Consider the following 24,954-nt stretch of genomic DNA (forward strand, 5'->3'; position numbering starts at 1 on the left):
GGAGACGGTCGCCTGTTTCGTGCATGGCCTGGAACAGGGCGCGATCCCGATACGGGCAGCAGGCCGACGAACCTTTCAGGATCCCGTCCGACTGACTATCTCAGGATGCCTCAGCGTGGGGCTTCAACGTTTGAGTCCGGACCCGGCTTCGCCTTCAATTCCGAACACCGTTGCAACACCTCATGCTGGGGATAGCGCAGGACTTTGTCGTCCTCCAGTTTGAGCAGCAGCTCCCGTCTCTTGTCTGTGCTCTCACCGTCCGTACATGTCATGTCCAGGATGACGACATCGAGGCGGTTGATCTTCTGAACCTTGTCCAGCGTGCAGCGGACCTCCCACATCTCCATCGCTTTGTCGGTAACCGTCACGATCGAGTCATTGTTGTCACAGGGCTCGCTGCCTTCCCCGGCGAAGGAATCCTTCCACCACTCCTCGGCAAAAGCCGTTTGCGAGACCAACAAAAGCGCCACCGCAACCGCGCAAATCTGCGAGCGTTTTCCCAGACCCGTCATGCGCCGCCCTCCAGGCCATGACATTAGGCACTGCTGCAGCGAAAGCAAACCTGGCAGGATCGTGCCTGCCGGGCGCCGGGGCTTTGGGCACGAAAAGAAAAGGCCGATGCCTTTCGGCACCGGCCCTGACTGAAGGTCGATATTTCGGCCGCGCTTCTATGGCACGGGCCGGATCTCTGCGCGCCTTACATCCGGTAGGCGATGGTGTCGTTCCAGAAGCGGTCGAGCCGCTGCAAAGCGCGGTTCATCTGCTTGAACTCGTCGGTGTTGATGCCACCGACCTGCTCGATCGAGCCGACATGACGCTCGTAAAGGCCGGCGACGACCTCCGCCACCTCGTTGCCCTTCGGCGTCAGCGAGACGCGGACCGAACGGCGGTCGATGCGCGAGCGCTGGTGGTTGATGAAGCCGAGATCGACCAGCTTCTTCAGATTGTAGGAGACGTTGGAGCCGAGATAGTAGCCACGCGAGCGCAGCTCGCCGGCGGTCAGCTCGGAATTGCCGATGTTGAACAGCAGCAGCGCCTGGATGGCATTGATGTCGGAACGGCCGTTGCGGTCGAACTCGTCCTTGATCACATCAAGCAGGCGGCGGTGCAGCCGCTCAACAAGCTGCAGCGATTCCATGTACAGGGAACGGATAGCCTCGCGGCGATCGTCGGATACGTTGGCGGTCTTCGCCGCCGGACGCGAATTGATCATTGTCTTTGCCTCTCGTTTGTCGCCCTGGTGATTTTTTGTTTTTCACCTTGATCGCGACACTATCGAATACTCATAAAATTCGACTTAAACGCTAGGGCTAACAAGAGCTTACCGGTAAGAGGTTTCGAAAGAGGCTTAACGAACGGTCACCCAAGCAAGGATAATTAACCTAAAGATTTCGGCAACAATTTGGAGACCGAATCCAGGCCACCGCCAGGTCGTCAATGTGCTCAAGGGCTTAGTGGCGGACAGGGCGCTTCTGCAGGTAGATGACGACGCGGAAGACGATGTAGAGCACCGCCACCGCGGCATGAGAGACGACAATCAGCATCCGGTGGCCGAAAAGCTCGGGAAAGCCGGCATACATGACCGTCTCGGTCACCGCGCAGATGAACCAGATCACCGGGCCCCAGGACGCCAGCATCCACAAGCCGGCAGCGGCGAAGGGAAAGAAAACTGCGAGCACCACCGCCGCGACCTGCCAGTGCACGGGCATCAGGTCGAAACGCCACAGCGAGCCCGGATAAAAGCCGATCAGCTTGATCCAGTAGAGAATGCCGAACAGCAGGCAGTAGCCTGAGATGACGCGCTGGAACCAGGCGAAGATCACCTCCACTCCGGAGGGCTGCAGCACGACGCGTCTCGAGGTTACCTCGCTCATATCAAGAGCTCCCTTTCGCCCAGCGGAGCGAAATAGGCGTCGACATCGGCCTCGCTGACCGCAGCGAGGCTCGCTGGCCGCCATTGCGGCTTCGAGCCCTTGTCGATGATGGCGGCGCGGATGCCTTCGTAGAAATCATGGCCGGCCAGCATCCGGTTGAGGATGCGGAACTCCATCTTCATGCATGCTTCCATCGACAGGGTCAGCCCGGCGCTGATCTGGCGCCAGGCGACGCGCAGGCTGGTCGGCGAGCGGGTCAGGATCGTTGCCAGCGTCTTTGCCGCGAACTCGTCGGCACCCGCCGCGCGCTCCAGGCTGTCGACGACGTGTTTCAGTGATGGTCGCGAAAAATGGCTGGATATCGCCTCCAGCGTCGGCCTGTCGGTCTCCCGCCTTGCCTGAACGAAGAAGCCGCGCAGCACCGATTCCGGGTCGCCGGTCAGCGTCAGCCGGTCGAGGAAGCCGCCCTGGTCCTCGGCCTTGATGGTATGGGTGACCAGACCCGACCACAGCGCATCGCCATAGCGGATGCGATTGCCGGTCAGCGCCAGATACATGCCGAAGGAGCCGCCGAGATCGGGCAGCAGGTGGCTGCCGCCGACATCCGGGAAAAAGCCGATGCCGACCTCCGGCATGGCGAACTGGGCATTCTCGGTCATCACCCGGTGCGAGCCGTGGAAGGAAATGCCGACGCCGCCGCCCATGACGATGCCGTCGATCAGGGCGACATAGGGTTTCCTGAAACTGTTGATGCGGGCGTTGAGCCGGTATTCGTCGGCGAAGAACTCGACCGGCGGGTTTCCCGCCCGGCCGGTCTCATAGACATGCAGGATGTCGCCGCCGGCCGAAAAGGCCCTGCCCTCGGCCTTGACGACGATGACGTCGACGCCTTGGTCGGTCTCCCAGGCGGAGAGAGCAGCGTCGAGCGCCCTGACCATGCGGTGCGTCAAGGCATTGAGCGCCTGCGGCCGCGTCAAGGTGACGACGCCGGCCCGGCCCAGATGTTCGAAGCGGATCTCGTCGCCGCCGCCAAAATCCATCGTGAAAGAATCCCTCCCCCGCGCCGGCGGGACTGAAGTGCTAAAGCGTGGCGCATGGGTGCGTCAATGCCAAGCCCGGCCGCTATCCTTTGCGCTCAGGCCAAATGGGTGCAACTTATCCGTCTGTGAGGCTCAAGGGCGAACGCATGATCCTTGTAACCGGAGCGTCCGGATATGTCGGGAGCAAAGCGCTTGCCGCATTGTCGCGCCAGGACCTTCCGGCGGCGGGCATGGTCAGGGCCACCGGAAAGCGTGTAGCGGGCCTGCCTGCCGAAACGCCGTTGCGGATCGCGGACTACGACGATCCCAGGAGTTTGTCGCGCGCCTTCGAAGGCGTCTCGACGCTGCTGCTCGTGTCGAGCGACGCAGACGGCCGGGACCTCCTTCGCCAGCACGCCAATGCGATAGAGGCAGCCGCTTCCCTGAAAGTGTCTTCGATCGTCTTCACCAGCATCATCGATATCGACGCGGACTCGCCGTTCTATTTCACACCCGTCTACCGGGATGCGGAGCGCAGGTTGCGCGAGAGCGGGCTGGCCTGGACGATCCTGAGATGCGGCCTGTATTCGGATCTCGTTCTGGACAGCTGGATCAAACCCGCCTTTCCGTCTGGAACGCTTTCGCTTCCCACGGGCGCTGGAGAGGTTGCGCCAGTATCGCGACAGGATGTTGCCCTGGCGGCAGCGGCGGTGGTCGCATCACCAGAGAAGCATGCAGGAAAGATCTATGAGCTGACGGGGCCACGGAAGCTGTCGTTTCACGAAATGACCGAGACCGCAGGCTCGGCCTTCGGTCGTCGTCTTGAGTTCGCTCCCTGTTCGCCAGCCGACTACCTTCAACGCGCCTGGTCGGAAATGCAGGATCCTTGGCCGCATGCCTTTTCGACGCTTTGCGGATCCATTGAAGAGGGCCGCTACCAGCGGGTTGCGGCCGCCTGCGAGCATTTGACCGGACACCCGCCAACCGACTTCACGAGATTTGTTCAGAACGCGGCCGCGACTTAGAATGCAAGGGGACGGAGGGTGGCAAAGATGATTGCAAAACAGTTTCTTGCGACAGGTTTTTTGACGGCCGCCCTGGCTATAGGATGCTCGCCCGCAGAACCGGCATCAGGCGAAACGTGGGATACCGTCAACGCCAAGCTGTCAAAGTTCAACGAAATCAACGACTGCGACGGGGCTTGGCATCTGTTTTGGTCGACCCGTGAAAACAATGAGACATATTCGTATCTTATGCTCTCGGCTCTCGCGGCCAGAGGAGAGCATCCTTGGCAACCAGCAGACGCAAAGCAAAATGACGACATTGCTTTTTCCCTGGCGGCTCTGGCTCACCGCTACGGGCAAATTCCTAAATTGGAAGAATTGGGCGAAGGCTATAAGGTTGACTCTTTGCTTGTCCCTCTAACTCTTGTTCAAGCCCTTGTTATGCGCGTTTCCTCCGGCGAGAACGCGAGGTACCATGATGAGCAATTTGTTTCTTGCTTTAAATCCGCGATCGAACTCAACACCGATAAATTTGATGAGTGCTTTGGGCACTTATTGGAAGATCTGACGAGAAGAGACGCAATAATAACCCTTCCACCAATCCCAGCGGGTGCTCATGTACAGTGTGTCGAATCCAAAGGATTTGACTTTAGATAGGGCCGACATGCGTTGTAACCTGCCGCCTTCGAGGCTGGATGCAGAGTGATCCAGCATATAGATGGACAGGCCTCAAACCGGGCGGTGAGCCATGCGGTATCTTTTGCGCGTACCCCTTGTTCTGGCTGGAGTTCTCTTAGCCGCCAATGGCCCGGCCAGGGCGGCCTCCATCGACGACCTCTACAGCTCCCAGACCATCGTCAACGGCAAGTACGAGAAAAACCGCCAGGCCGGCTTCAAGCGCTGCCTCGACGCGGTTCTGGTCCGGGTTTCCGGCGATCAGCGCCTGCCGGCGAAACCGGAGATGGCGGCACTGCGCGACAAGGCCGGCAGCTTCGTTGCCAGCTTTAGCTACCGCGACCGCATGGAAGGCATTCCCAACCATGACGATCAGGGCACGTACGATCGGCCTCACAACCTCTACTGCCAGTACAAGCCTGCTGACATCGACCTGGTGCTGGCTTCGCTCGGCAGCAGGCCGTGGCTGACCGAGCGGCCACGGCTGGCGGTGTTTTTGGCGACCGAGCGCGGTACCCAGAATTTCGCGCTCGATGCCGACGACGAGCGCGGCGTGTTGATGCGCGAATCGTTCAGCAATGCCGCAGCACCGCTGGCGATGCGGGTGGCTTTTCCCACGGCAGCGCTGCTGTCGCAGGCTGGATTGGCCGATCAGGCGCTTCGCAACGCCGAGATGACGAAGCTGGATACCATCGCGACGAAGGCCGGTGCCGACCAGGCACTTTCCGGCAGCGTCGTGTGGAGCGACAAGGAGTTGGGGTGGATCGCCGACTGGCGGCTGGCCATGGCCGGCAAGACCTACATCTGGCAAGTGCGCGGTGTCAGCTTCGATGAGGCTTTCCGCGTTGCTATCAAGGGCGCGGCGCAGATTCTTTCGGGCAACGGGCAACCTTAATTCCAGCTTGGGTTCCTCGCCCTCCGCGAAGCGCGGGGAGAGGTGGCCGCGCAGCGGCCGGAGAGAGGGCTTCGTAGGGCGCAGTCCCCTCTCCGTCTCGGCTTCGCCGAGCCACCTCTCCCCACTTCCGTGGGGCGAGGAACCCAAGCTTCGGCCTGGCACAAACGTGTCGCATTGGTCAGCGGCAAGGCCTCGTGGTAAAAGTCGCCGAACGAGAGTTTTGGCGATGAACAAATTCACCCTGACGAAGCCAGCCGGCGCGCGCAGCGTCGACGATATCACCGGCAGCCGCCGCTTGCGCCGCATGCGCAAGGCCGACTGGTCGCGCCGTCTCGTGCAGGAGAACAGGCTTTCGGTCGACGACCTGATCTGGCCGATCTTCGTCGTTGACGGCAAGAATATCCGCGAGCCGATCGCCGCCATGCCGGGCGTCTTCCGCCTGTCGATCGATCTCGCGGTCAAGGAGGCCGAACGCGCGGCAAAGCTCGGCATTCCCGCCCTTGCCACCTTCCCCAATGTCGACATCTCGCTGCGCGACCAGACCGGCTCGCACATCCTCGACCCAAACAACGTCATCAACCGCGCCACCCGCGCGATCAAGGACGCAGTGCCTCAGATCGGCATCATCACCGACGCCGCGCTCGACCCGTTCACCAGCCACGGCCATGACGGCATCCTGCGCGACGGCATCATCGTCAACGACGAGACGGTGGAACAGGTGACCGCCGCGGCCGTCATCCAGGCGGCAGCCGGCGCCGACATCATTGCCCCATCCGACATGATGGACGGCCGCATCGGCGCCATCCGCGACGCACTCGACGCCAATGGTTTCCAGGATGTGGCGATCATGTCCTATGCGACCAAATTCGCCTCGGCCTTCTACGGCCCCTATCGCGAGGCCGTCGGCACCGCCGGCCTGCTCAAGGGCGACAAGAAGACCTATTACATCGACCACGCCAATTCCGACGAGGCGGTGCGCGAGGCCGAACAGGACATTGCCGAAGGCGCCGATATGCTGATGGTCAAGCCCGGCCTGCCCTATCTCGACATCATCCGAAGGCTCAAGGACGAATTCCAGATGCCGACCTTCGCCTACCAGGTGTCGGGCGAGTATTCGATGATCAAGGCGGCCGCCGCCAATGGCTGGATCGATGGCGAGAAAGCGATGCTGGAATCGCTGCTCGCCTTCAAGCGCGCCGGCTGCGACGGCATTTTGACCTATTTCGCGCCAGAGGTGGCGGAGCTGCTGAAGGGATAGCCGCTAGGTCGTTTTGGAATTTTTACGCAATCCGCTAGAATGAATTCATGAGCAGGAATGAGGTCATAAAGCGGTTGCTGAGAAATGCAGATGCCATCAAAGGCATGGGCGCGACTTCGCTTTATCTCTTCGGATCGACTTTGCGGGGCGACGCAGGGCCCGATAGCGATCTCGACCTCTTCATCGATTATGATCCTGCAAGGCGCTTTTCGCTGATCGATCTGGTCGGCATCAAGCAATTCCTTGAAGAGAAGATGTCAGCGGAGATCGATATCACCACCCGCGACAGCCTCAATCCCATGTTGAAGGCCGATATCGAACGATCTGCCGTGCGCATATTCTGATGGCAGTGCGCCGGATCGAACCGATTCTAGCCGAAATCATAGAGGCCTTGGACGGCATCGCTGCTGCCACCGCAGGCAAGACTCTGGATGACTTCAATCGCGACTGGCTGCTTCGACATGGCATCGAGCGCGGGATCGAAATCATTTCCGAGGCTGCCCGGCACATTCCGGAGGATCTGGCAGCCCTTGCCTCCGAGATTCCATGGAAACAAGTTCGTGGGATAGGCAACATTTTGCGTCACGAATATCACAAGACCTCGGGGGCGATAGTATGGGCTGTGGTGACCGACAGCCTGCCGCCACTACGTCTTGCTGTTGAACGTATGCTCGAAGCATCGCAGCGCCAATAATTGTGGCTAACAGACAGGCTGCGGCCGCGTCCTGTTTCGCCGGCGCGGCTGCCGGCTTGACTTCAGAACCGACAGTCCGATTGTCCGCTCGAAAATACCACTTGCAATTCGCAATCAGTTTGCTATCAAAATACCACTTGCAAAAGACAACTGGTTTCCGAGGAGGCTCGCATGTCCAAACTACGCGTCAACGCTTTCACCCTGTCGCTCGACGGCTACGGCGCCGGTCCCGATCAGGATTTGCAAAATCCGCTCGGTGTCGGCGGGGAATCCTTGCACAAGTGGTTTGTCGACACCCGCACCTTCCGTGAGATGGTGCTCGGACAAGATGGCGGCACCAACGACATCAACGAGGCGTTCGCGGCGCGCAGCTTCGAGAATGTCGGCGCCTGGATCCTCGGCCGCAACATGTTCGGGCCGATCCGCGGCGAATGGCCTGACGACAGCTGGAAGGGCTGGTGGGGCGACAACCCGCCGTACCACGTGCCGGTTTTCGTGCTGACCCACCACCAGCGCGAACCGATCACAATGGAGGGCGGCACGACCTTTCATTTCATCACCGATGGCATCCATTCGGCGCTTGAACAGGCAAAAGCAGCGGCGGATGGCAAGGACGTGCGGGTGGGCGGCGGCGTCGCCACCATCCGGCAATATCTTCAGGAGAAGCTGATCGACGAGATGCATCTGGCGATCTCGCCGCTGCTGCTCGGCCGAGGCGAGAACCTTTTTGCCGGCCTCGACATGCTCAAGCTCGGCTATGTCTGCAGCGAGCAGGTGGCGACGCCGCTCGCCACGCACGTCACCATCAAGCGGGCTTAAGCCCGGTGGTCATCAAGCGGGCTTGATGGCGAAACCCTCGGTGCAGGCCCCTTTCTCCCCGTCACTATACGGGGAGAAATGCCCGGCAGGGCAATGAGGGGCAGCGCTACCGGTCGAATATTGTGTTGTCGGGAATGCCACAGGCGGCAATATGGCGGCGGACTAAGTTTGGCCCGTGCAGCGACTTATCCGGAGCCAACTGTCGACGTCAGCGCCGCCCCTCATCCGCCTGCCGGCACCTTCTCCCCGTATAGTGACGGGGAGAAGGGAGCTCCCCTCAATACCTCTCCGGCACATAGAGCTCGCGCGGCAGCGTCTGGCGCTCGTATTCGGGATTGAAGACGCGCTCCGGCAGCGTGATCTCTTCGTGTGGAACCTCTTCATAGGGCATCTGCTGGAGCAGATGGTCGATGCAGTTCAGCCGCGCCCGCTTCTTGTCGTTGCCTTCGACGATGAACCAGGGGGCCTCCGGGATGTTGGTGCGCACGAAGGTCTCTTCCTTGGCCTTGGTGTACTGCTCCCAGCGCACGCGCGACTGCAGGTCCATCGGCGACAGTTTCCACTGCTTCATTGGATCGTGGATGCGCATCAGGAAGCGCATCTGCTGCTCCTCGTCAGTGATGGAGAACCAGTATTTGACCACGGTGATGCCCGAGCGGACCAGCATGCGCTCGAACTCCGGCACGTCGCGGAAGAATTCTTCCACCTGATCGGGTTGGGCAAAGCCCATCACGCGCTCGACGCCGGAGCGGTTGTACCAGGAGCGGTCGAACAGCACGATCTCGCCGCCGGCCGGCAGATGCGGCACATAGCGCTGGAAATACCATTGCGACTTCTCGCGCTCGGTGGGCGCCGGCAGTGCGACGACACGGCAGATGCGCGGATTGAGCCGCTGGGTGATGCGCTTGATGACGCCGCCCTTGCCGGCCGAGTCGCGACCCTCGAAGATCACCACCAGCTTCTTCTTGTGGTAGGCGACCCAGGACTGCAGCTTGATCAATTCCGACTGCAAGGTGATCAGGTCGCGAAAATACTGCATGCGATCGATCGAAGGCGGATGCGCGTTCTTGTAGATCTTGGCGATCTCCATCGACAGCGCCGGCTCCGACATTTCGAGCTCATAGTCCTCGTCGAGCGTGTCGGCGAGTTCGGCTTCCAGCCAGTCCTTGGCAGGAGAATTCTGTCTTAGCTCGGTCATATCGGCTGCTCCGGTTGCAAGCTCTGTCGATCCATGTCCGGCGCCCCAAACTCCCGGCTTACGGCCCGGAACGGGAACACCTGAGCCGACTTCAATATAGGCCGGCAATGACGGTTTTATTGCAGTGGCAGCGTGATCACCGCCGCCGCCAATCCCGCCAGGCATGATCGATCCGTCGTCCTGGCATGGCGACAAGTCGCCCAAATTGTCCTACAAATAGCGGCCACATTCGGGGCGCCCTCCCCAGCCCCCTTCCCAACGCAATCGCGAGGACTGACATGGAATACCGCACCCTCGGCCGTTCCGGCCTGAAAGTTTCGACACTGACCATGGGCACCATGACTTTCGGCGGCGCCGGCGCGTTTTCGGCGGTCGGCAAGACCGACCTCGACGAGGCACGCCGGATGATCGATCTCTGTATCGATGCCGGCATCAACGTCATCGACACCGCCAATGTCTATTCGAACGGCATTTCGGAAGAGATCATCGGCGAAGCGCTCGGCGGCAAGCGCAAGGGCGACGTGCTGATCGCCTCCAAGGCGCGGATGCGGATCGGTAACGGTCCGAACGATGAAGGCCTGTCGCGCCATCACCTGATCCGCGAATGCGAGAAGAGCCTGAAGCGGCTCAAGACCGACGTCATCGACATCTACTTCCTGCACGAATGGGATGGCGCAACACCGCTGGAGGAAACCATCGCGGCGCTCGATACTTTGGTTGCCCAAGGCAAGATCCGCTATGTCGGCTGTTCCAACTATTCCGGCTGGCAGGTGATGAAGGCGCTCGGCATCAGCGACAGCCATCACCAGCCGCGCTTCGTCACCCAGCAGATCCACTACACGCTGGAAGCGCGCGAGGCGGAGTATGAATTGCTGCCGATTTCCGTCGATCAGGGGCTGGGCGTGCTGGTCTGGAGCCCGCTTGCCGGCGGATTGCTGTCCGGCAAATACCGCCGCGACAGCCCCACTGCCCGCCAGCTCGCCGGCTGGTCCGAACCGCCGATCCGCGACGAGGACCGGCTGTGGCGGATCGTCGATGTGCTTGTCGAGATCGGCGCGCAGCGCGGCGTGTCGGCGGCGCAGGTGGCGCTGGCCTGGCTGCTCGGCCGGCCGGCTGTCAGTTCGCTGGTGATCGGCGCCCGCAACGAAGCCCAGCTGAAGGACAACCTTGCGGCGGCGAGCCTAGTGCTCACCGACGACGAACGCAGCCGCCTCGATTCAGTCAGCCGGCCGCCCTTGCTCTACCCCTACTGGCACCAGCAATTGACGGCAAAGGACCGCTTCGGCCCCGCCGATCTTGTTCTTGATCGCAGCGGCATCTGACGAGCGAGGTTTGATAGGGGCGACGTTCTAACCCTGGACAAAACGCCAGACCTCGGGGTCGGGCTCGATCTGGCCGCTGAGGACGAAATATTTGTAGAGGACGAGCAGGGAGATCGCCTGCTCGTCCTGCTCGTTGGAGAATTGGCGGCAATAGGCATTGGCCGCGGCGACAATGCGTTGCGCCTCGGCCGGATGACGCTCGAAATAGCGCACCTTGTCCGCGACATCGGCGAAATCCGGGTCGAGCGGCACATAGTGGACACCGGCCTCGAGTTGCTTTTCGGCAAACCATGTCTCGTATGTCGGCAACGGCATCAGGCAGAGCGATTTCGAATTCAGGATCCATTTGAGGTTGGTCGCCACGTCGTTGCCTTCGAGTGAGACGATGTAGCGATAACGCTGCTGTTGGCTGATGCTGAGAAAGGGCTTGCTATACTCGGCCGGCGCGTTCGGCTTGTGTGAGCCGGCATCGCAGAACGGCAAGTCACGCACGGCGTCGAGAAATGCTGTCCGTTTCGAATTGTTGAGGTCACCGCGCCAGACCACGGCTGGGAGCTTGTCGGCGAAGGCGGTTGCATCGGCAGGCATCTGGAAGTGACGAAACTTGTCGAGCTTCATGATGACCGCATTGCTGTTATCAACGCGGATCGGCCGATCCTTGACGATCGTCGGCACCTTCGGCACTTTGATGACATCGCCGAATTCCACATCGATGAGCAATTCGGTGTCGAAGTAGCGGGCAAACTCCTTCAGGTCGTAATAGTACATGGTCGGTGTAAAAGGCAGCTGGCCGACGCGTACGGCATTGGGGCTGGGCGTAAACGCATCGTGCAGCTTGTTGTAGTAATTCAGCCGCCGGCGAACCGAGTCGTCCGAGAGGCTGGCCCTTTCGAGGCGGGCGGCCAATCTGCGGCGAAACAGTGCCTGTGGGGCGACATCGCACGCGAGGTTTCGCGCGTAGTAGAAAACCTTTGCCGTCGTTCGCGCAATTGTGGCCATCGGTCACTTGATCAAAAACAAACGGGCAGCTCGCAATAGACTGGTGCCCCGGCTCTCCTACACCATTGTGTCGTGCATCTTGCAAGCCCCGGGCCGTGATCGACGCGAACGGCCGGGCACGATCGCTTCAGCTGTTGTGTTTGACGGCTAATGCTCCTAGGCAGGACCAGAGCCGCGAGGCAGTGAAAAGGAGCCGATATGGCGCGACCACCAAATTACGATCAGGAACGCAAGGAACGCGACCGCCAGAAGGCGGCCAAGAAGGCCGAGAAGCTGGCAGCCAAGGTTGCGGCGCGGGAACGTTCGAAGCCCGAGGACGAGACCGAAGGCGAAACCGAAACGGCGAAGTGACGGCAAAAGGCCCGCGGATGCGGGCCATGCCTCAATCAGATCGCCGATGGCCGGCTTGTGTCAGGCCGGCGCCTTGTCGCTGACAAAGACGTCCACTTCGCGCGCTGCCGCGATGAAGGCGCGCCTGGCGTTCATCGCCGGCTTGTCGCCGGCGAGTGCGTCATGGCAGGCCTGCAGCGCCGCGCGATGCTTGGGGCTGCGCTTGCCGGGCCAGCTGTTGAGAAGGTAGTCGGAAGCCTCACGCGCCGTACGCAAGAGCTGAGTGCTTCCCGCCGCGACTGACTTCACAGTCACAGGTGTTTCAAATCGGTTGTTTTCCATCGCCGCTCCTTACGCCATCGGCGTCTGTGAAGCGAGGCCGAAAGTAACCATAGATCCGGATGTCGCCTTTTGCGCGCCCCGCCTTAGGCGGCGACGACGGCAAAGCCTCTGGCGCGAAGACCGCGGCGATCGTTGGCGAGCGACGTCACCAGCCGGTCGCGGCTACCGACAATGTGGCCTGAAAGCAGGCGCGCGGCTTCATCGGCATCGCCAAGGCGTGCCGCCGCCAGAATGGCGCGATGTTCGACCCAGGCGCGGGCAAGGGCCGCTTCGTCGCGAACCTCCAGCCAACGCGCCCGCGACAGGCGCGTCATGGCATCGCGGACCGCCCGGAACAGGAATTCGTTGCCCGACAGACGCGCCAGTTCGATGTGAAAATCCATGCCGACCCGATGCCATTCCTCGCGCGGCGTGTCGTTGTCGCAGGATTCGAGCATCGCCTCGATGACATCGACGGCGCTCCTATCCGCCAAGCCGCATGTCAGGCGAAGTGCCGCAACCTCGACCGCTTCCCTGTAGACGGCGATCTGCTCGAGTTCGGCCAGATTGATGGGCGACACCGTCCAGCCACGTCCGTCCCTGCCGACCAGGCCCTCGGTCTCGAGCCGCAGCAGTGCTGCCCTGACCGGGGTTCGCGACGCGCCGAAGCGGCTTTCGATCCAGCGCTCGGTCAGCTTCTCGCCGGGACCGAGCTCGAGGCCCAGGATCATCTGCCGAAGCTGTTTTTCGACGCTCTGCATCTGCGACATTGTCGTTTCCATTTTCTGGCGGTTGCTGGTTCGGGCCGTTGCCGGCGATCGGCTTGCCGGCCGCGGTTCCCGTTCACGACTGACAGGGCCACATTGACAGCGGCCAAGCTTGCGTCCATGACGGGCACCATCTTGGTATCCCAAATTGGTATCCGCAGCAACCCACAGCTCCGCGTTGCTCGGACAGGACACATGACATGCCGCAGAATACGCCCCCGGCGACCGACAGCACCTACAACATCCACTGGCGGCGCAATCTGTTCGTGTGCTTCGCCGGTTCGTTTTCGACGCTTGTCGCCATGACGCTGCTTTTGCCGTTCCTGCCGCTCTATATCGAGCAGCTCGGTGCCCAGGGCCACGCAGCGATCGTGCAATGGTCGGGGATCGCCTATGGCGCGACGTTCTTCGCGGCAGCGCTGGTGGCGCCGCTCTGGGGACGTCTCGGCGACCGCTACGGCCGCAAGGTGATGCTGGTTCGCGCCAGCTTCGGCATGGCCATATGCATGTCGCTGACCGGCATGGTGCAGACCGTCTGGCAACTGGTACTGCTGCGGCTGCTGATCGGTTTTGCCGGCGGCTATTCGTCGGGATCGACCATCCTCGTCGCCATGCAGACGCCGAAGGAGCGTTCCGGCTGGGCGCTCGGCCTGCTGTCTGCCGGCATCACGGCTGGGGCATTGGTCGGCCCACTGGTTGGCGGTATCTTGCCGCCGCTGATCGGCATCCGCGCCACCTTCCTGTTGTCCGGCGGCGTCATCTTCCTGGCGTTCCTGGCGACCACGTTTCTGATCAAGGAGAATCCCCGGCCGAAAACAGCAGAAGCCGCGTCGAAGCAGAAGCCGAAAGGCGGCTGGGCACAAATCCCCGACAAACGGCCTGTCGTCGCCATGCTGGCGACCGGCATGCTGTTAAGTTTCGCCACCATGTCGATCGAGCCGATCATCACCGTCTATGTGCAGCAGCTGATCGAAGACCAGAGCCGCGTCACGCTGATATCAGGCATCGTCATGTCGGCGGCGGCCCTTGGCGCCATCCTGTCGGCTTCGCGTCTGGGCAAGCTCGCCGACCGCGTCGGCCACTGGAACGTCATCATCGGCGCGCTTGCCGTCTCGGCGCTGCTGCTGATCCCGCAGGCCTTCGTCACGCAGAGCTGGCAACTCATCGGCCTGCGCTTCCTGATGGGCCTCGCGCTTGGCGGTCTCTTGCCCTGCATCACCAGCGTCATCCGCCACAATGTTCCCGATGGGGTCGGCGGCAACGTGCTCGGGCTGTCGATCTCCGCCCAGTATGTCGGGCAGGTCGCCGGCCCCTTGCTCGGCGGCTTTGCCGGTGGCCATTTCGGCATGCGTTCTGTGTTTCTGGGCACATCCGTCTTGATGGCCGGGGGCGCGGTGTATAACTGGCTGGCGCAGTCACGCCGCGCGCAGGACATGCTCGCCAACGCCGGCAAGCCCTGACGGGGTCGGCATATCCCTCTGATATCACGGAGCCACGGACATGAGCACGGCCGAGCAACCTTCCGGCAATATCGGCCGTATCCTCGTCCTGGCCGGGGGTCTTTGCGGCGCCGCCGGCGTGGCGCTGTCGGCCGCGGCGGCGCATCTGGGCGGGGCCTTCGTCGGCACTGCCGCATCCTTCCTGATCATGCATGCGCCGGTCTTCCTCGCCGCCGGATTGCTTGGCGCGAACCGGATCCTGCGCATCGGCAGCCTGATCCTGCTAGTCGGGCTTCTGCTGTTCTGCGGCGACCTGTTGGCCCGCGATTTTATCGGGTCGCGGCTGTTCCCGCTGTCGGCGCCGATCGGCGGCACCTTGCTCATCGCCGGCTGGCTGGCGATCGCCGCCTCGGGGCTGGTGCGCGTGCGTTCCTGACGCCTTTGGGCGCCCTGCCCGATAACAGACCTCCGCCTGTCAAACGTCGTTTGCAGTGCCGTTAGTCCTGCCGGCGCTCGGGCTGGATGAGCAATTCGCGATTGCGCCGCCGCAGCCTTGCCAACCGACGCCGCTCCGGCCGTTCGGAAGCCGGCGCGATGCCCCAGTAGTTGCGATAGATGTCTTCGAACAGATAGCTCACGGGATGCATGATGTGCACTCCTTTCAGTACTTGAATCGATCCAATCAGTGGGCGCGAAAAACCGAGCCCGATCAGCTCCGCTTGCGCTCCACAAGGAACCGCAGTTCGCGGACCCATGGACTGGCTTTGCCGCGGCGCTTCTGCGTCGTGGTGTTCGACGAGATGCTCCAGTCGTTGCGATAAATGTCTTCGAACAGAAAATTGACGGGGTGCATGACACATCTCCCTTTCCGGTTGTTGAATCGATCCAATCAAAAGAACGGCTAAGGATTGGATCGATTCAAATATACACCGCGCCGATCCCTTGATCAAGTCAAAATTTGAACCGATCCAACGAAAGTGTTAGATGGGATGAATTGAGGAGACGAAGATGGCGCCATTGGCCTCTGGAAAGACAAGACCGGTCCGGCTGGCAGACATTGCCAAAGCGGCCGGCGTCTCGCATGGCACCGCGTCCAACGTCTTCGCCCGCCCGGAGATCGTGCGCGAGGAGGTCCGTGAACGGGTCAAGGCGGCAGCCGAGGCTATGGGATATGGCGGGCCCGACCCCAAGGGCCGGCTGCTGCGCGCCGGCAAGGTCAACGCCATCGGTGTCGCGACCGCGGAGCCGCTGTCCTATTTCTTCAACGACCCTTTCGCCCGGGTGATGATGGCCAGCATCTCGCAGGCTTGCGATGCGACCGGTGCGGGGATCTCGCTGGTCTCCGCCGCCAACAATGAGCAGCTCGCCTGGAACATCCAGAGCGCGCTTGTCGATGGCTTCATCGTCTTCTGCGTCGATGGCGGTTCAAAGCTGGTCGAACTGGCGCGCGACCGCAAACTCCCCTTCGTGGCGCTCGATCTCGATTCAGACGACGACGAGGCGGTCGCCGCCATCGGTGTCGACAACATCGCCGGGGCCGGCCTGGCGGCCCGACATCTGACAGAGCTTGGGCATCGTCGCTTTGCCGTGCTTGCCCTGCCCGTCGCGGACTCCGGCTTCGGCCCCACCACAAGGGAGCAGATGGAGAAGGCCCTCTATTCCGGGACGCGCGACCGCCTGCGTGGCTATTTCGCGGAACTCTCCCGCGTCGACATCGACGTCGAGCGTGTGCCGATCTATGAAACCGTCAATGACGAGGAGAGCGTGTGGGCCGGCCTCGATCATATTTTCGCCGGCGCCGAGACACCGACCGCCATCCTGGCCATGTCAGACAGGATGGCCTTGCATGCATTGGACTGGCTGCGGCAGCGTGACATCGCGGTGCCGGGCGACGTTTCGATCGTCGGCTTCGACGGTGTTCCGGAAGGAGCGGTTTCCAGTCCGCCGCTGACCACGATCGTCCAGCCGATCGCCGAGATGGGCCGCCTTGCCGTCAAGGCGATCCTTGAAAATGACGGCTCGTTCAGCCGGCAATCGCTGCCGGTCGAACTCCTGGTGCGAGCCTCATCCGGCCCCTCGCCCGCCTGAGCCGGCGACACCTCAACGCCCCATCCTTGTCGCCATCGACGACATGCCGAAGGACGCATGGGCGGGCGGTGCGGCGTTGTGAGCCGGCCTGCTTTTCCCGGACCAGCCGAGGTCCGAAAGCCATTCGAGATAGTAGGCGAGCGCGAACTGCATGACGATGCCGGCCGATATCAACAGGCTGTCATAGGCAAATCCGCCCGGATTGATCAGCTTCAGCACCTGCGCCGCCATTGCGAGCACCGTGCCGGCAATGAAAACCGGCAGCGATCGTTTGCCCAATATCGCAAGCGGATGATCGCGCCCGGTGCGAAACAGGTTCGAGATGGCGGGGAATGCCACGATCAGGTAGCTCACCGCCACTATATGCAGCAGCCTCGGCAGCGACAGGAACGTCTTGTCGAAGCCGGTCAGCACCGGAGGCAGGCCCAACCAGGAGATCTGCCCCCAGAGCGGGCTGTGCACCCAGACTAGCGCGGTCGCGGTGTAGGCCAAGGCCGCGCCAACCAGCCAGCGATTGACCGGGATAGTGCCGCCGCGACGCACATGCAGCGTGCCTGCCAGGCCGATGTTGAAAAGGAACTGCCACGACAGCGGGTTGAGAAACCAGAAGCCGGGCTCGGGATAGTTGGGCGGAGCAATCTGGTAGATCCCAGCGACCAGCCACAGCGCGCCGGATGCGGCAAGCGCCGGCAATGGCCGGTAGCTGACCAAGAGCAGGAAGACCGGCGCCAACAACAACAGCACGGCATAGACCGGCAGGATGTTGTTGTAGCCGAGCTGGTGGCCGAGCGTCACGATGCCGATCAGCACTTGTGGGGTATTCTTGATCAACGGCTCCATGTTGATCATCGTCAAAAGCTCCGGCCGCCTGGCGAATACCGCCGCGGCGCAGAAGATGGCCATCACCACCATGGTGGTGACGATGTGGGTGGCATAGAGCACACCGGCCCTTCGCCACATCTTCAAGGTTGCCAACAGCCGGTTTCCAGGCTGGAATTTCTTGCCGTAGGCGAGCGCGACCGAGATGCCGGAGATCAGCACGAAGACCTCCGCCGCGTCCGAAAAGCCCAAGTTCTTGTAGGTCAGAGACTCGAAGGCGGTGCCTGGCACATGGTCGACAAAGATGGTCAGCAGAGCGAGAGCGCGCAACACATCGATACGTGTGTCGCGATCGGCGATACGCGTGTCGCGCTCTGGGACACGCGAATCGCGGTCCGGGACACGCGAATCGCGGTCTGGGGAAATGGGGGTGGTCATCGACAAAAGGCCTCAAAGCTGGTTGTTCATGCCGGCAATGCGACCCCCGGCGCACCGCTTCGATTCCTCCCGAAGCAATGGTATCGGCGAAGAAACGGACTGGAATGCGCCCGGTTCAATCAACTTTCGCGGAGCTTGAAAATATTGCGTTTTGAAGCCGGCAAATTGAGCGAAACCTCATATAATCAAGAGGATGGGGCCATGATCGAAGAGACCTCGCAAAATGGTGCGTTGCGGCGGGATCTCGCCTTCAGCTACCGCCTTTACAGCCCGGGGGATTCGACTGGCGAATGCTTCTTCCTGCTGCATGGGTCGGGTGTCGACGAGACGACATTGGTGCCACTGGCACAAGAGATCGCACCGCGTGCCATGCTGATCGCGGTGCGTGGCCGCATCGCCCAGGAGGACGGTTTCCGCTGGTTCGCACGGATCACGCCGACGCGCTTCGAACAGCACAGCATCCGCACCGAAACCGATGCCTTTGCGGGCTTCGTCACCGCCGCGGCCACACGCCACCATCTCGATCTCTCCCGCACGATTTTCCTCGGCTATTCGAACGGCGCCAATCTGGTTTCGAGCCTGATGCTGCTGCATCCGGGTCTTGTCGAGCGCGCCGCACTGCTGCGGCCGATGCCGGTGCTCGATCACGTGCCGGAGACGGATCTGTCAAAGGTGCGGGTGCTGATGATCGCCGGCGCCGCCGACCTTACCTACGCCCCGTTCGCGCCGGCGCTGGTGACATTGCTCAGCCAGCATGGCGCGGAGATCGATGCCCGGATTGTTGCATCGGGTCATGAATTCGGCAGCGCCGACGCGGCGATCGTCAGGCAATGGCTGCCCGCCGCCGTCGCACAAGACTGATGGACAGTAGCCGGCGGATTGAACTTGTCCACCGGATCGAATCCCCGCAAACTCTGCCCGTTTTCAGGCTGAAACCCGCATGTTTTGCGCCCAGAGCCGGGTCGGCCCCTTCCCTTATCCACAATGCCGACATATCCCTGTCACACACAGCCTATGGAGATACTGTTCATTTGAGGAGAGGTCTGCATGGCCGACAAGAACAGCACCACTCTGCTTGACGACACCTCGACATTGCCGGCAATCGTTGCCAATCCCTCCGACATCGCCAGGATCGAAAGCACGATCGACGTCAGGGATCGCGCCGGCATTTCGGTCTATGGCGACCGTGCCCAGCAGGCTGTCAGCGACTATGCCGACAAGATTCTGGGCCAGCTTCGCAATCGCGATCTCGGCGACACCGGAAATCTCCTGACCGACATCATCATGAAGGCCAAGAACCTCGATCCGGCTTCGCTGAACGACGAAGGGTTTCTCGGCAATCTGTTTTCCTCCTTCAAGGCGCGGCTCGAACGCTTCAAGGAAAAGTATGAGGACGTCGCCGGCCAGATCGACCGCATCGGCCTCGAGCTCGACCGCCACAAGGACACGCTGCGGCGCGACATCGCCGTGCTCGACGACCTGCATGAGCAGACCAAGGACTCGATCCTCAAGCTCGACGCCTATGTGCAGGCAGGCAAGAAATTCGTCGAGGACTATCGCGCCAACGAATTGCCCAAGCTGAAGGCCGCGGCGGATTCGTCCGGCGGCGATGTCGGCGGCACGCTGGAGGCGCAGACCTACCAGGATGCGGTTCAGGCGCTGGATCGTCTGGAAAAGCGCGTCTTCTACCTGGTGCAGGCACGCCAACTCGGCATCCAGCAATTGCCGCAGATCCGCATCGTCCAGTCCGGCGACGAGACGCTGATCGAGAACCTGCAAGCGACCTCGGCGCTCACCGTGCCGGCCTGGAAGCAGAAAATGGTCATCCTGCTTGGTCTGACCAATCAGAAATCAGCGCTCGAACTGCAAAAGACAGTGACGGACGCCACCAATGAGATGATCCGGCAGACCTCCAAGATGATGAAGGATCAGGCGATCTCGATCGAGGAGCAGGCGCAACGCGGCATTGTCGATGTCGAGACGCTTGCGCAGGCCAACCGCGATCTCATCGACACCGTGCAGGGCGTGCTGAAGGTCCAGCAGGAGGGCCGCCAGAAGCGGGCCGATGCCGAAAAGCAGATGGACCAGATGACGATTGATCTGAAGAAAGCGCTGACCCAGTCCTGATCGGAACCGCCATGCCGAAGACGCTGACGTCCGTTCTGCTGCTGGCCTTCGCGATGTTGCTGGCCGCCTGCAACGCCAGCCACGTCAAATTCGCCATCGTTTCGGGCTCGGAAAACACGGTGCTGCAGCCGATCGTGCAGGAGTTCTGCGACAAACAGGGGGCCACCTGTACCTTCGCCTATGAGGGTTCGCTCGACATCGGCTTGGGCCTGCAACGACCCGCGGGGCTCGACGCGGACGCGGTCTGGCCGGCCTCGAGCGTCTGGGTCGACCTGTTCGATTCCGGCCGCAAGGTGCGCAACCTGACCTCGATCGCGCAGATGCCGGTTATTCTGGGCGTGCGCAAATCCAAGGCCGCGGAGCTCGGCTGGGTCGGCAAGCCCGTTTTCATGAAGGACATTCTGGCCGCGGTGAAGGACGGCAAGCTCAAATTCCTGATGACGTCGGCGACGCAATCCAATTCCGGCGCCAGCGCCTATCTCGCCATGCTCTCCAGCGCACTCGGCGGCAAGGAAGTGATCGAGCCCGGCGATCTCGACAATCCCAATGTGCGTGAGACGGTGAGCGCTTTGCTGCAAGGCGTCGAGCGCTCGTCAGGTTCCTCGGGCTGGCTGGCAGACCTCTATGTCGACAGCGCCGGCAAGGGCACCGTCTACGACGCCATGTGGAACTATGAGGCGACGCTGAAGGAGACCAACGACAAACTGAAGCAGATGGGCAAGGAACCGCTCTATGCCGTCTATCCGGCCGACGGCGTCGCGGTCGGCGATTCGCCGCTCGGCTTCATCGACCATGGGCGCGGCCCGGAGGTCGAAAAATTCTTCACCGACCTGCTCGCCTATCTGCAGTCGGATGCGGTGCGCAAACGCATCGCCGACACCGGCCGGCGGCTGCCGCTTGGCGGCTCGGCGATCCAGGCCGCGGCCGACCCCGACTGGAATTTCGATCCGGGCAAGCTGGTGACCTCGATCCGCATGCCGGAGCCGGCGGTGATCCGCAAGGCGCTCGATCTCTATCAGGAAGCCTTGCGCAAGCCTTCGCTGACGGCGCTGTGCTTCGACTTCTCCGGCTCCATGGAAGACCAGGGCGAGAAGCAGTTGCAGGCGGCGGCGCAGTTCCTGTTCACGCCGGAAAAAGCCAGCGAGGTGCTGGTGCAATGGACGCCGTCCGACCACATCTTCGTGCTGCCTTTCGACAGTGCCGTGCGCGCCAATTTCGAAGCGACCGGCGATGCTGCCGGGCAAGCCCGCTTGCTGGCTGCCGTCGCGGACCAGCATGCCGGCGGCGGCACCGACATGTATGCCTGTGCCCAGCAGGCGCTGCAGCAGATCACGGCAACAGCGGATCTGTCGAAATATCTGCCGGCGATCGTCATCATGACCGATGGCCGCACCGATGGCAGCGCCGACCTGTTTCTAAGCCAGTGGCGCAGCGCGCCGGTGCGCGTGCCGGTGTTCGGCATCACCTTCGGCGATGCCGACAAGAGCCAGCTCGACAGCCTTGCCAAGGCAACTTCGGCGCGCGTATTCGATGGCAGCGGCGATCTGGCAGGGGCTTTCCGCGCCGCCCGAGGCTACAACTGAGATGCGCGGCTAGGATGCGTGGCTTGTTCGGCAATGACTGGAACTGGATCGTGGCAGGCCTCGTCTCGGCGGCGCTGCTGATCGGCTTGAGTTTTCTCACGCATTTCCCGTTCCTGGTGTCGGCGGTTATCGCCGCGCTGGTCTTCGCCGGGCTTGTGTTCGTGCTGGCCCCGCGTCAGCTGTTCGAAGGGCTCGACCTCAGCTCGCTCAGTGGCAGCCGGGTTGCGTTTGCGCGTGAGCTGCTGGCGCAGGCCCAGCCGGCGGCGGACCGCCTGGCCGCAACCGCCCGCACCATTCCAGACAAGGACATGGCGGCGAAGGTGAAGAACCTGTCGGACATCGCCGCCGATGTGATCGCCAGGGTCGAAGCCAAGCCCGAAAGTGCACCTGCCGTGCGGCGATTTCTCACCTATTACGTGCCACAGGCGGCCGAGGTGTCGGAAGGTTACGCGGCGTTGGCGAACCGGCGTGCGCCAAGTCAGGCACGGCTCTCCAATGTCGGCGCGGTGATCACCAAGCTTCAGGACGCCTTCGTGCACTATGCCGACAGCCTGGCCGACAGTGAACTCGGCACGCTCGACGTTGATCTGCGACTCATACAGGAGTCGCTGAAAGAGGATATCGGTCGCTGATGGCCATTTCGCGCCGCGCTTTCGGACTGGGTCTGCTGGGTGCCGCCGCCGCCGGCACCGGCGGCTACCTGACACTCAAGGACCGCCCGGAGTTCCGCGGCTATCTCGGCAACAAGGCGCATCTGTTCGGCTTCATCGGCGGCGAGAAACAGGCCTTCCTGGCCGATCCGGATGTCGTCCGTGCATTGGGTGGCTATGGCTTGGAACTCGACGCACGCGTTGCCGGCTCCGTCGAAATGGTGCGGGAAGCCGCACTTCTGTCGCAGAAGCCGCAGTTCCTGTGGCCGTCATCGTCGATCATGGTCGACCTGGCGCGCAAAAGCGGTGTGGCGATCCGCAACGACCAGGTGGTGCTCAACTCGCCGATCGTCGTCTACACATGGGGGCCGGTGGTCGAAGGGCTGAAGAAGAGCGGGCTGGTCACGGTCGCCGCCAAGGGTGGCTATAACCAGCTCGACCTCAAGGCGCTGCTTGACGCCATATTGGCCGGCAAGAACTGGTCGGATCTCGGCATAGACGAGCTCTATGGCCGGGCGCGCATCGTCTCCACCGACCCAAACCGATCCAATTCCGGCTTCATGTTCGCCGGGCTTGTGCTCAGCCTGCTGAGCGGCGACGTGGCGACGCGGGAACTGCTGGCGCAGCATGGCGACGAAGCCAAGGCGATCTTCCGCAGCATGGGACTGAAGTCGTCGTCGTCGGGAAAGCTGTTCGACCAGTACATTGCCGGTGGCCTCGGCGCCGAGCCGATGGTGGTCGGCTATGAAAACCAGCTGGTCGAGTGGGCACTCGCCGATCCGGCACGCTGGCAAAGGGTGCAGGCCGGCATGGGCGCCAAGCCCGAGATCCTCTATCCCAGACCAACCGTCTACTCGGCGCATCCGCTGATCGTCATCGATCCGGCCGCCGACAGGCTGCTGGAGGCGCTGACCAGCGCGAAGCTGCAGGAGCTCGCCTGGTCGAAGCACGGGTTTCGCGGACCGCTCGGCACCGTCACCGGCGGCGCCGATGCAGCGATCGCCGGCGTACGCCCGGCCGAAATCGAGGCTGTGCTGCCGATGCCCTCGGCCGATGTGATGCTAGCGCTGCTCGCCCAGATGGAAGGGTAGATTTACCCTCGTCCCATCCGGTTCCAGGCATCCAGCCCGGCGATCTTGTAGGCTTCGGCGAGCGTCGGATAGTTGAAGGTGTTGTTGACGAAAAAGTCGACGGTGCCGCCAAGGTTGATCACCGCCTGGCCGATGTGAATGAGCTCGGTGGCGCCCTCGCCGATGATGTGCGCGCCGAGCAGGCGGCGCGTTTCGATCGAGAACAAGAGTTTCAGGAATCCGGTGTTGACGCCCATGATGTGGCCGCGCGAGGTCTCGCGGAAACGCGCCACGCCGACCTCATAGGCCGCACCGCTCTCGCGCACCTGTTCCTCGGACTGGCCGACCGTCGAAATTTCCGGCACCGCATAGATGCCGTAGGGAAAGGTTTCCGGCGGCGGCGGCAAAGGCACGCCGAAAGCATGGCAGGCGGCCACCCTGCCCTGTTCCATCGACGTCGAGGCCAGACTCGGAAAGCCTATGACGTCGCCGGCGGCGTAGATGTTGGGCACGCTGGTCTGGAAGGATTGCGGATCGACCTTGATACGCCCCCTGGAGTCGGCGTCGATGCCGACGACATCCAGGCCCAGGCTGCCGACATTGCCGGTGCGGCCGGCGGCGTAGAGCACGACCTCGGAACGAATGGTGCGGCCATCGGCCAGTTCGACCTCGGCGGCGTCCGGCTTGGAGCGGATTTCCTTCACCGCGCTGCCCAGCCGGATGGTCATGCCGCGATCGCGCATCTGGTGAATGAAATCGTCGACGAGCTCGCGGTCGACGAAATCGAGGATGGAGTTGCGCGGCTCGACCAAGGTTACCGGCACGTCGAGCGCGGAAAAGATCGTCGCATATTCGACGCCGATGACGCCGGCGCCGATCACTGTCAGCGTGCGCGGCAAACGATCAAGCTCCAGCATCTCGTCGCTGTCGAAGATGCGGGTCTTGTCGAACGGCACGTCGCGCGGCCGGTGCGGCCTGGTGCCGACCGCGATCAGCGCATTGGCAAAACCAACCTCGCTGTAGTCACCGGTATCCGTGGTCAGGCTGACCTTGTTGGGGCCAAGGAATTTCACCGCGGCGCGGGCGCTCTTGACCGTATTGCGCATGAACTGGTGCTGCAGCACCTCGACCTCATGGTCGAGCGTCTTGTGCAGGCGCTCGACCAGATCGCCGACCGAGATGTCCTGCTTGACCCGGTAGCCGCGCCCGTAGAAGCCGCGCTCGCGCCAGCCCGAGAGGTTGAGCACGGTTTCGCGCAGCGTTTTCGACGGGATGGTGCCGGTATGCACCGAGACACCGCCCAGGCGCCGGCCGCGGTCGACCACCAGCACCGATTTGCCGAGCTTGGCTGACTGCACCGCAGCACGGCGACCGGAAGGGCCGCTGCCGATGACCAGCATGTCGTAGTCCATCTTGCCCCGTCCCCTACCCCTGAGCGCTGTTGCGCCACCTGAGCGCTTTGTTGCGCCGCAGCAAGCTAATGCCATCCGCGCCGCAAATTCAACCGGTTCAGATTGCATCCCGCGCTGTTTGAGCTCGTGCGCCGTAAAAAGCCCGATCTTGAT

The 24,954-nt window shown here is 62.2% G+C and carries 29 protein-coding genes; 17 read left to right on the forward strand and 12 right to left on the reverse strand.

Annotated features, from left to right (window positions below; genetic code table 11):
* Positions 1 to 110 precede the first annotated feature (110 nt).
* From HB777_15885 to HB777_15900, 4 genes are all read right to left on the reverse strand, one after another.
* Entirely contained in the window at positions 111 to 572 is a 462-nt protein-coding gene (locus HB777_15885; protein QND68786.1) for a hypothetical protein, read from the reverse strand.
* Between the two features lie 125 nt (positions 573 to 697).
* Entirely contained in the window at positions 698 to 1,213 is a 516-nt protein-coding gene (locus HB777_15890) for a winged helix DNA-binding protein (protein ID QND65232.1), read from the reverse strand.
* Between the two features lie 238 nt (positions 1,214 to 1,451).
* Positions 1,452 to 1,874, reverse strand: a complete 423-nt coding sequence (locus tag HB777_15895) for a hypothetical protein (protein ID QND65233.1) — start codon at positions 1,872 to 1,874, stop codon at positions 1,452 to 1,454.
* A complete protein-coding gene (locus tag HB777_15900) occupies positions 1,871 to 2,914 on the reverse strand; it encodes an enoyl-CoA hydratase/isomerase family protein (protein ID QND65234.1) in 1,044 nt (347 codons plus the stop codon). Before HB777_15900 ends, HB777_15895 begins: the two co-directional genes overlap by 4 nt.
* A gap of 146 nt (positions 2,915 to 3,060) precedes the next feature.
* Between HB777_15900 and HB777_15905 the strand changes: the two genes are divergently transcribed.
* From HB777_15905 to HB777_15935, 7 genes are all read left to right on the forward strand, one after another.
* The gene (locus HB777_15905) at positions 3,061 to 3,918 is read left to right on the forward strand and encodes an NAD(P)H-binding protein (GenBank protein ID QND65235.1); all 858 of its coding nucleotides are present in this window, start codon (positions 3,061 to 3,063) and stop codon (positions 3,916 to 3,918) included.
* A gap of 18 nt (positions 3,919 to 3,936) precedes the next feature.
* Complete coding sequence (locus HB777_15910; protein QND65236.1) at positions 3,937 to 4,554, forward strand: hypothetical protein; 618 nt, start codon at positions 3,937 to 3,939, stop codon at positions 4,552 to 4,554.
* A 91-nt stretch (positions 4,555 to 4,645) separates the two neighbouring features.
* A complete protein-coding gene (locus HB777_15915; protein QND65237.1) occupies positions 4,646 to 5,467 on the forward strand; it encodes a DUF2066 domain-containing protein in 822 nt (273 codons plus the stop codon).
* 226 nt (positions 5,468 to 5,693) lie between these two features.
* The gene (hemB, locus tag HB777_15920; protein ID QND65238.1) at positions 5,694 to 6,725 is read left to right on the forward strand and encodes a porphobilinogen synthase; all 1,032 of its coding nucleotides are present in this window, start codon (positions 5,694 to 5,696) and stop codon (positions 6,723 to 6,725) included.
* A gap of 47 nt (positions 6,726 to 6,772) precedes the next feature.
* Complete coding sequence (locus HB777_15925) at positions 6,773 to 7,069, forward strand: DNA polymerase III subunit beta (GenBank protein QND65239.1); 297 nt, start codon at positions 6,773 to 6,775, stop codon at positions 7,067 to 7,069.
* Positions 7,069 to 7,419, forward strand: coding sequence for a DUF86 domain-containing protein (locus tag HB777_15930; GenBank protein QND65240.1), 351 nt, complete (start codon positions 7,069 to 7,071; stop codon positions 7,417 to 7,419). Before HB777_15925 ends, HB777_15930 begins: the two co-directional genes overlap by 1 nt.
* A 171-nt stretch (positions 7,420 to 7,590) precedes the next feature.
* Positions 7,591 to 8,238 (forward strand): dihydrofolate reductase, encoded by a 648-nt coding sequence (locus tag HB777_15935; protein ID QND65241.1) that lies wholly within the window; start codon positions 7,591 to 7,593, stop codon positions 8,236 to 8,238.
* A gap of 277 nt (positions 8,239 to 8,515) precedes the next feature.
* On the opposite strand, the gene ppk2 is transcribed toward HB777_15935, so the two are convergent.
* Entirely contained in the window at positions 8,516 to 9,436 is a 921-nt protein-coding gene (ppk2, locus tag HB777_15940) for a polyphosphate kinase 2 (GenBank protein ID QND65242.1), read from the reverse strand.
* A gap of 278 nt (positions 9,437 to 9,714) precedes the next feature.
* Between ppk2 and HB777_15945 the strand changes: the two genes are divergently transcribed.
* Positions 9,715 to 10,758 (forward strand): aldo/keto reductase, encoded by a 1,044-nt coding sequence (locus HB777_15945; protein ID QND65243.1) that lies wholly within the window; start codon positions 9,715 to 9,717, stop codon positions 10,756 to 10,758.
* Between the two features lie 27 nt (positions 10,759 to 10,785).
* On the opposite strand, the gene HB777_15950 is transcribed toward HB777_15945, so the two are convergent.
* On the reverse strand, positions 10,786 to 11,757 hold the full coding sequence (locus HB777_15950) for a lipopolysaccharide biosynthesis protein (protein ID QND65244.1): 972 nt from the start codon (positions 11,755 to 11,757) through the stop codon (positions 10,786 to 10,788).
* Positions 11,758 to 11,955: 198 nt separating this feature from the next.
* Here HB777_15950 and HB777_15955 point away from each other — a divergent pair, with 198 nt between their 5' ends.
* Positions 11,956 to 12,108, forward strand: a complete 153-nt coding sequence (locus tag HB777_15955) for a hypothetical protein (GenBank protein QND65245.1) — start codon at positions 11,956 to 11,958, stop codon at positions 12,106 to 12,108.
* A 60-nt stretch (positions 12,109 to 12,168) separates the two neighbouring features.
* Here the strand turns inward: HB777_15955 and HB777_15960 are convergent, their stop codons facing one another.
* Positions 12,169 to 12,429 (reverse strand): DUF982 domain-containing protein, encoded by a 261-nt coding sequence (locus HB777_15960; GenBank protein ID QND65246.1) that lies wholly within the window; start codon positions 12,427 to 12,429, stop codon positions 12,169 to 12,171.
* 83 nt (positions 12,430 to 12,512) lie between these two features.
* Positions 12,513 to 13,178: a GntR family transcriptional regulator gene (locus tag HB777_15965; protein ID QND65247.1), complete on the reverse strand. Its 666-nt coding sequence runs from the start codon at positions 13,176 to 13,178 to the stop codon at positions 12,513 to 12,515.
* A 197-nt stretch (positions 13,179 to 13,375) separates the two neighbouring features.
* Between HB777_15965 and HB777_15970 the strand changes: the two genes are divergently transcribed.
* Together HB777_15970 and HB777_15975 are read left to right on the forward strand one after the other, a co-directional pair.
* Positions 13,376 to 14,635, forward strand: a complete 1,260-nt coding sequence (locus HB777_15970; protein ID QND65248.1) for a multidrug efflux MFS transporter — start codon at positions 13,376 to 13,378, stop codon at positions 14,633 to 14,635.
* Positions 14,636 to 14,675: 40 nt separating this feature from the next.
* Positions 14,676 to 15,050, forward strand: coding sequence for a DUF423 domain-containing protein (locus HB777_15975; GenBank protein QND65249.1), 375 nt, complete (start codon positions 14,676 to 14,678; stop codon positions 15,048 to 15,050).
* A gap of 61 nt (positions 15,051 to 15,111) precedes the next feature.
* Here HB777_15975 and HB777_15980 read toward each other — a convergent pair whose 3' ends face one another.
* Both HB777_15980 and HB777_15985 read right to left on the reverse strand, forming a co-directional pair.
* The gene (locus tag HB777_15980) at positions 15,112 to 15,261 is read right to left on the reverse strand and encodes a hypothetical protein (GenBank protein ID QND65250.1); all 150 of its coding nucleotides are present in this window, start codon (positions 15,259 to 15,261) and stop codon (positions 15,112 to 15,114) included.
* Positions 15,262 to 15,323: 62 nt separating this feature from the next.
* Entirely contained in the window at positions 15,324 to 15,467 is a 144-nt protein-coding gene (locus HB777_15985; GenBank protein ID QND65251.1) for a hypothetical protein, read from the reverse strand.
* A gap of 155 nt (positions 15,468 to 15,622) precedes the next feature.
* On the opposite strand from HB777_15985, the gene HB777_15990 reads away from it, so the two are divergent.
* Complete coding sequence (locus HB777_15990) at positions 15,623 to 16,702, forward strand: substrate-binding domain-containing protein (GenBank protein QND65252.1); 1,080 nt, start codon at positions 15,623 to 15,625, stop codon at positions 16,700 to 16,702.
* A 12-nt stretch (positions 16,703 to 16,714) separates the two neighbouring features.
* Here the strand turns inward: HB777_15990 and HB777_15995 are convergent, their stop codons facing one another.
* Positions 16,715 to 17,959 carry an OpgC family protein gene (locus HB777_15995; protein QND65253.1) on the reverse strand — a complete coding sequence of 415 codons (1,245 nt, stop codon included), beginning with the start codon at positions 17,957 to 17,959 and terminating at the stop codon, positions 16,715 to 16,717.
* 201 nt (positions 17,960 to 18,160) lie between these two features.
* Here HB777_15995 and HB777_16000 point away from each other — a divergent pair, with 201 nt between their 5' ends.
* From HB777_16000 to HB777_16020, 5 genes are all read left to right on the forward strand, one after another.
* A complete protein-coding gene (locus tag HB777_16000; protein ID QND65254.1) occupies positions 18,161 to 18,820 on the forward strand; it encodes an alpha/beta hydrolase in 660 nt (219 codons plus the stop codon).
* 186 nt (positions 18,821 to 19,006) lie between these two features.
* Positions 19,007 to 20,086, forward strand: coding sequence for a toxic anion resistance protein (locus HB777_16005; GenBank protein ID QND65255.1), 1,080 nt, complete (start codon positions 19,007 to 19,009; stop codon positions 20,084 to 20,086).
* 11 nt (positions 20,087 to 20,097) lie between these two features.
* Positions 20,098 to 21,669, forward strand: coding sequence for a VWA domain-containing protein (locus HB777_16010; GenBank protein ID QND65256.1), 1,572 nt, complete (start codon positions 20,098 to 20,100; stop codon positions 21,667 to 21,669).
* A 14-nt stretch (positions 21,670 to 21,683) separates the two neighbouring features.
* On the forward strand, positions 21,684 to 22,301 hold the full coding sequence (locus HB777_16015; GenBank protein ID QND65257.1) for a 5-bromo-4-chloroindolyl phosphate hydrolase: 618 nt from the start codon (positions 21,684 to 21,686) through the stop codon (positions 22,299 to 22,301).
* Positions 22,301 to 23,410, forward strand: coding sequence for a solute-binding protein (locus tag HB777_16020; GenBank protein ID QND65258.1), 1,110 nt, complete (start codon positions 22,301 to 22,303; stop codon positions 23,408 to 23,410). The genes HB777_16015 and HB777_16020 overlap by 1 nt, the downstream gene beginning before the upstream one ends.
* A gap of 2 nt (positions 23,411 to 23,412) precedes the next feature.
* Here the strand turns inward: HB777_16020 and sthA are convergent, their stop codons facing one another.
* Positions 23,413 to 24,801, reverse strand: a complete 1,389-nt coding sequence (sthA, locus tag HB777_16025) for a Si-specific NAD(P)(+) transhydrogenase (protein QND65259.1) — start codon at positions 24,799 to 24,801, stop codon at positions 23,413 to 23,415.
* Positions 24,802 to 24,954: the final 153 nt, after the last annotated feature.

It is taken from the genome of Mesorhizobium loti (assembly GCA_014189435.1).
In the GTDB taxonomy this organism is placed as follows: domain Bacteria; phylum Pseudomonadota; class Alphaproteobacteria; order Rhizobiales; family Rhizobiaceae; genus Mesorhizobium; species Mesorhizobium loti_G.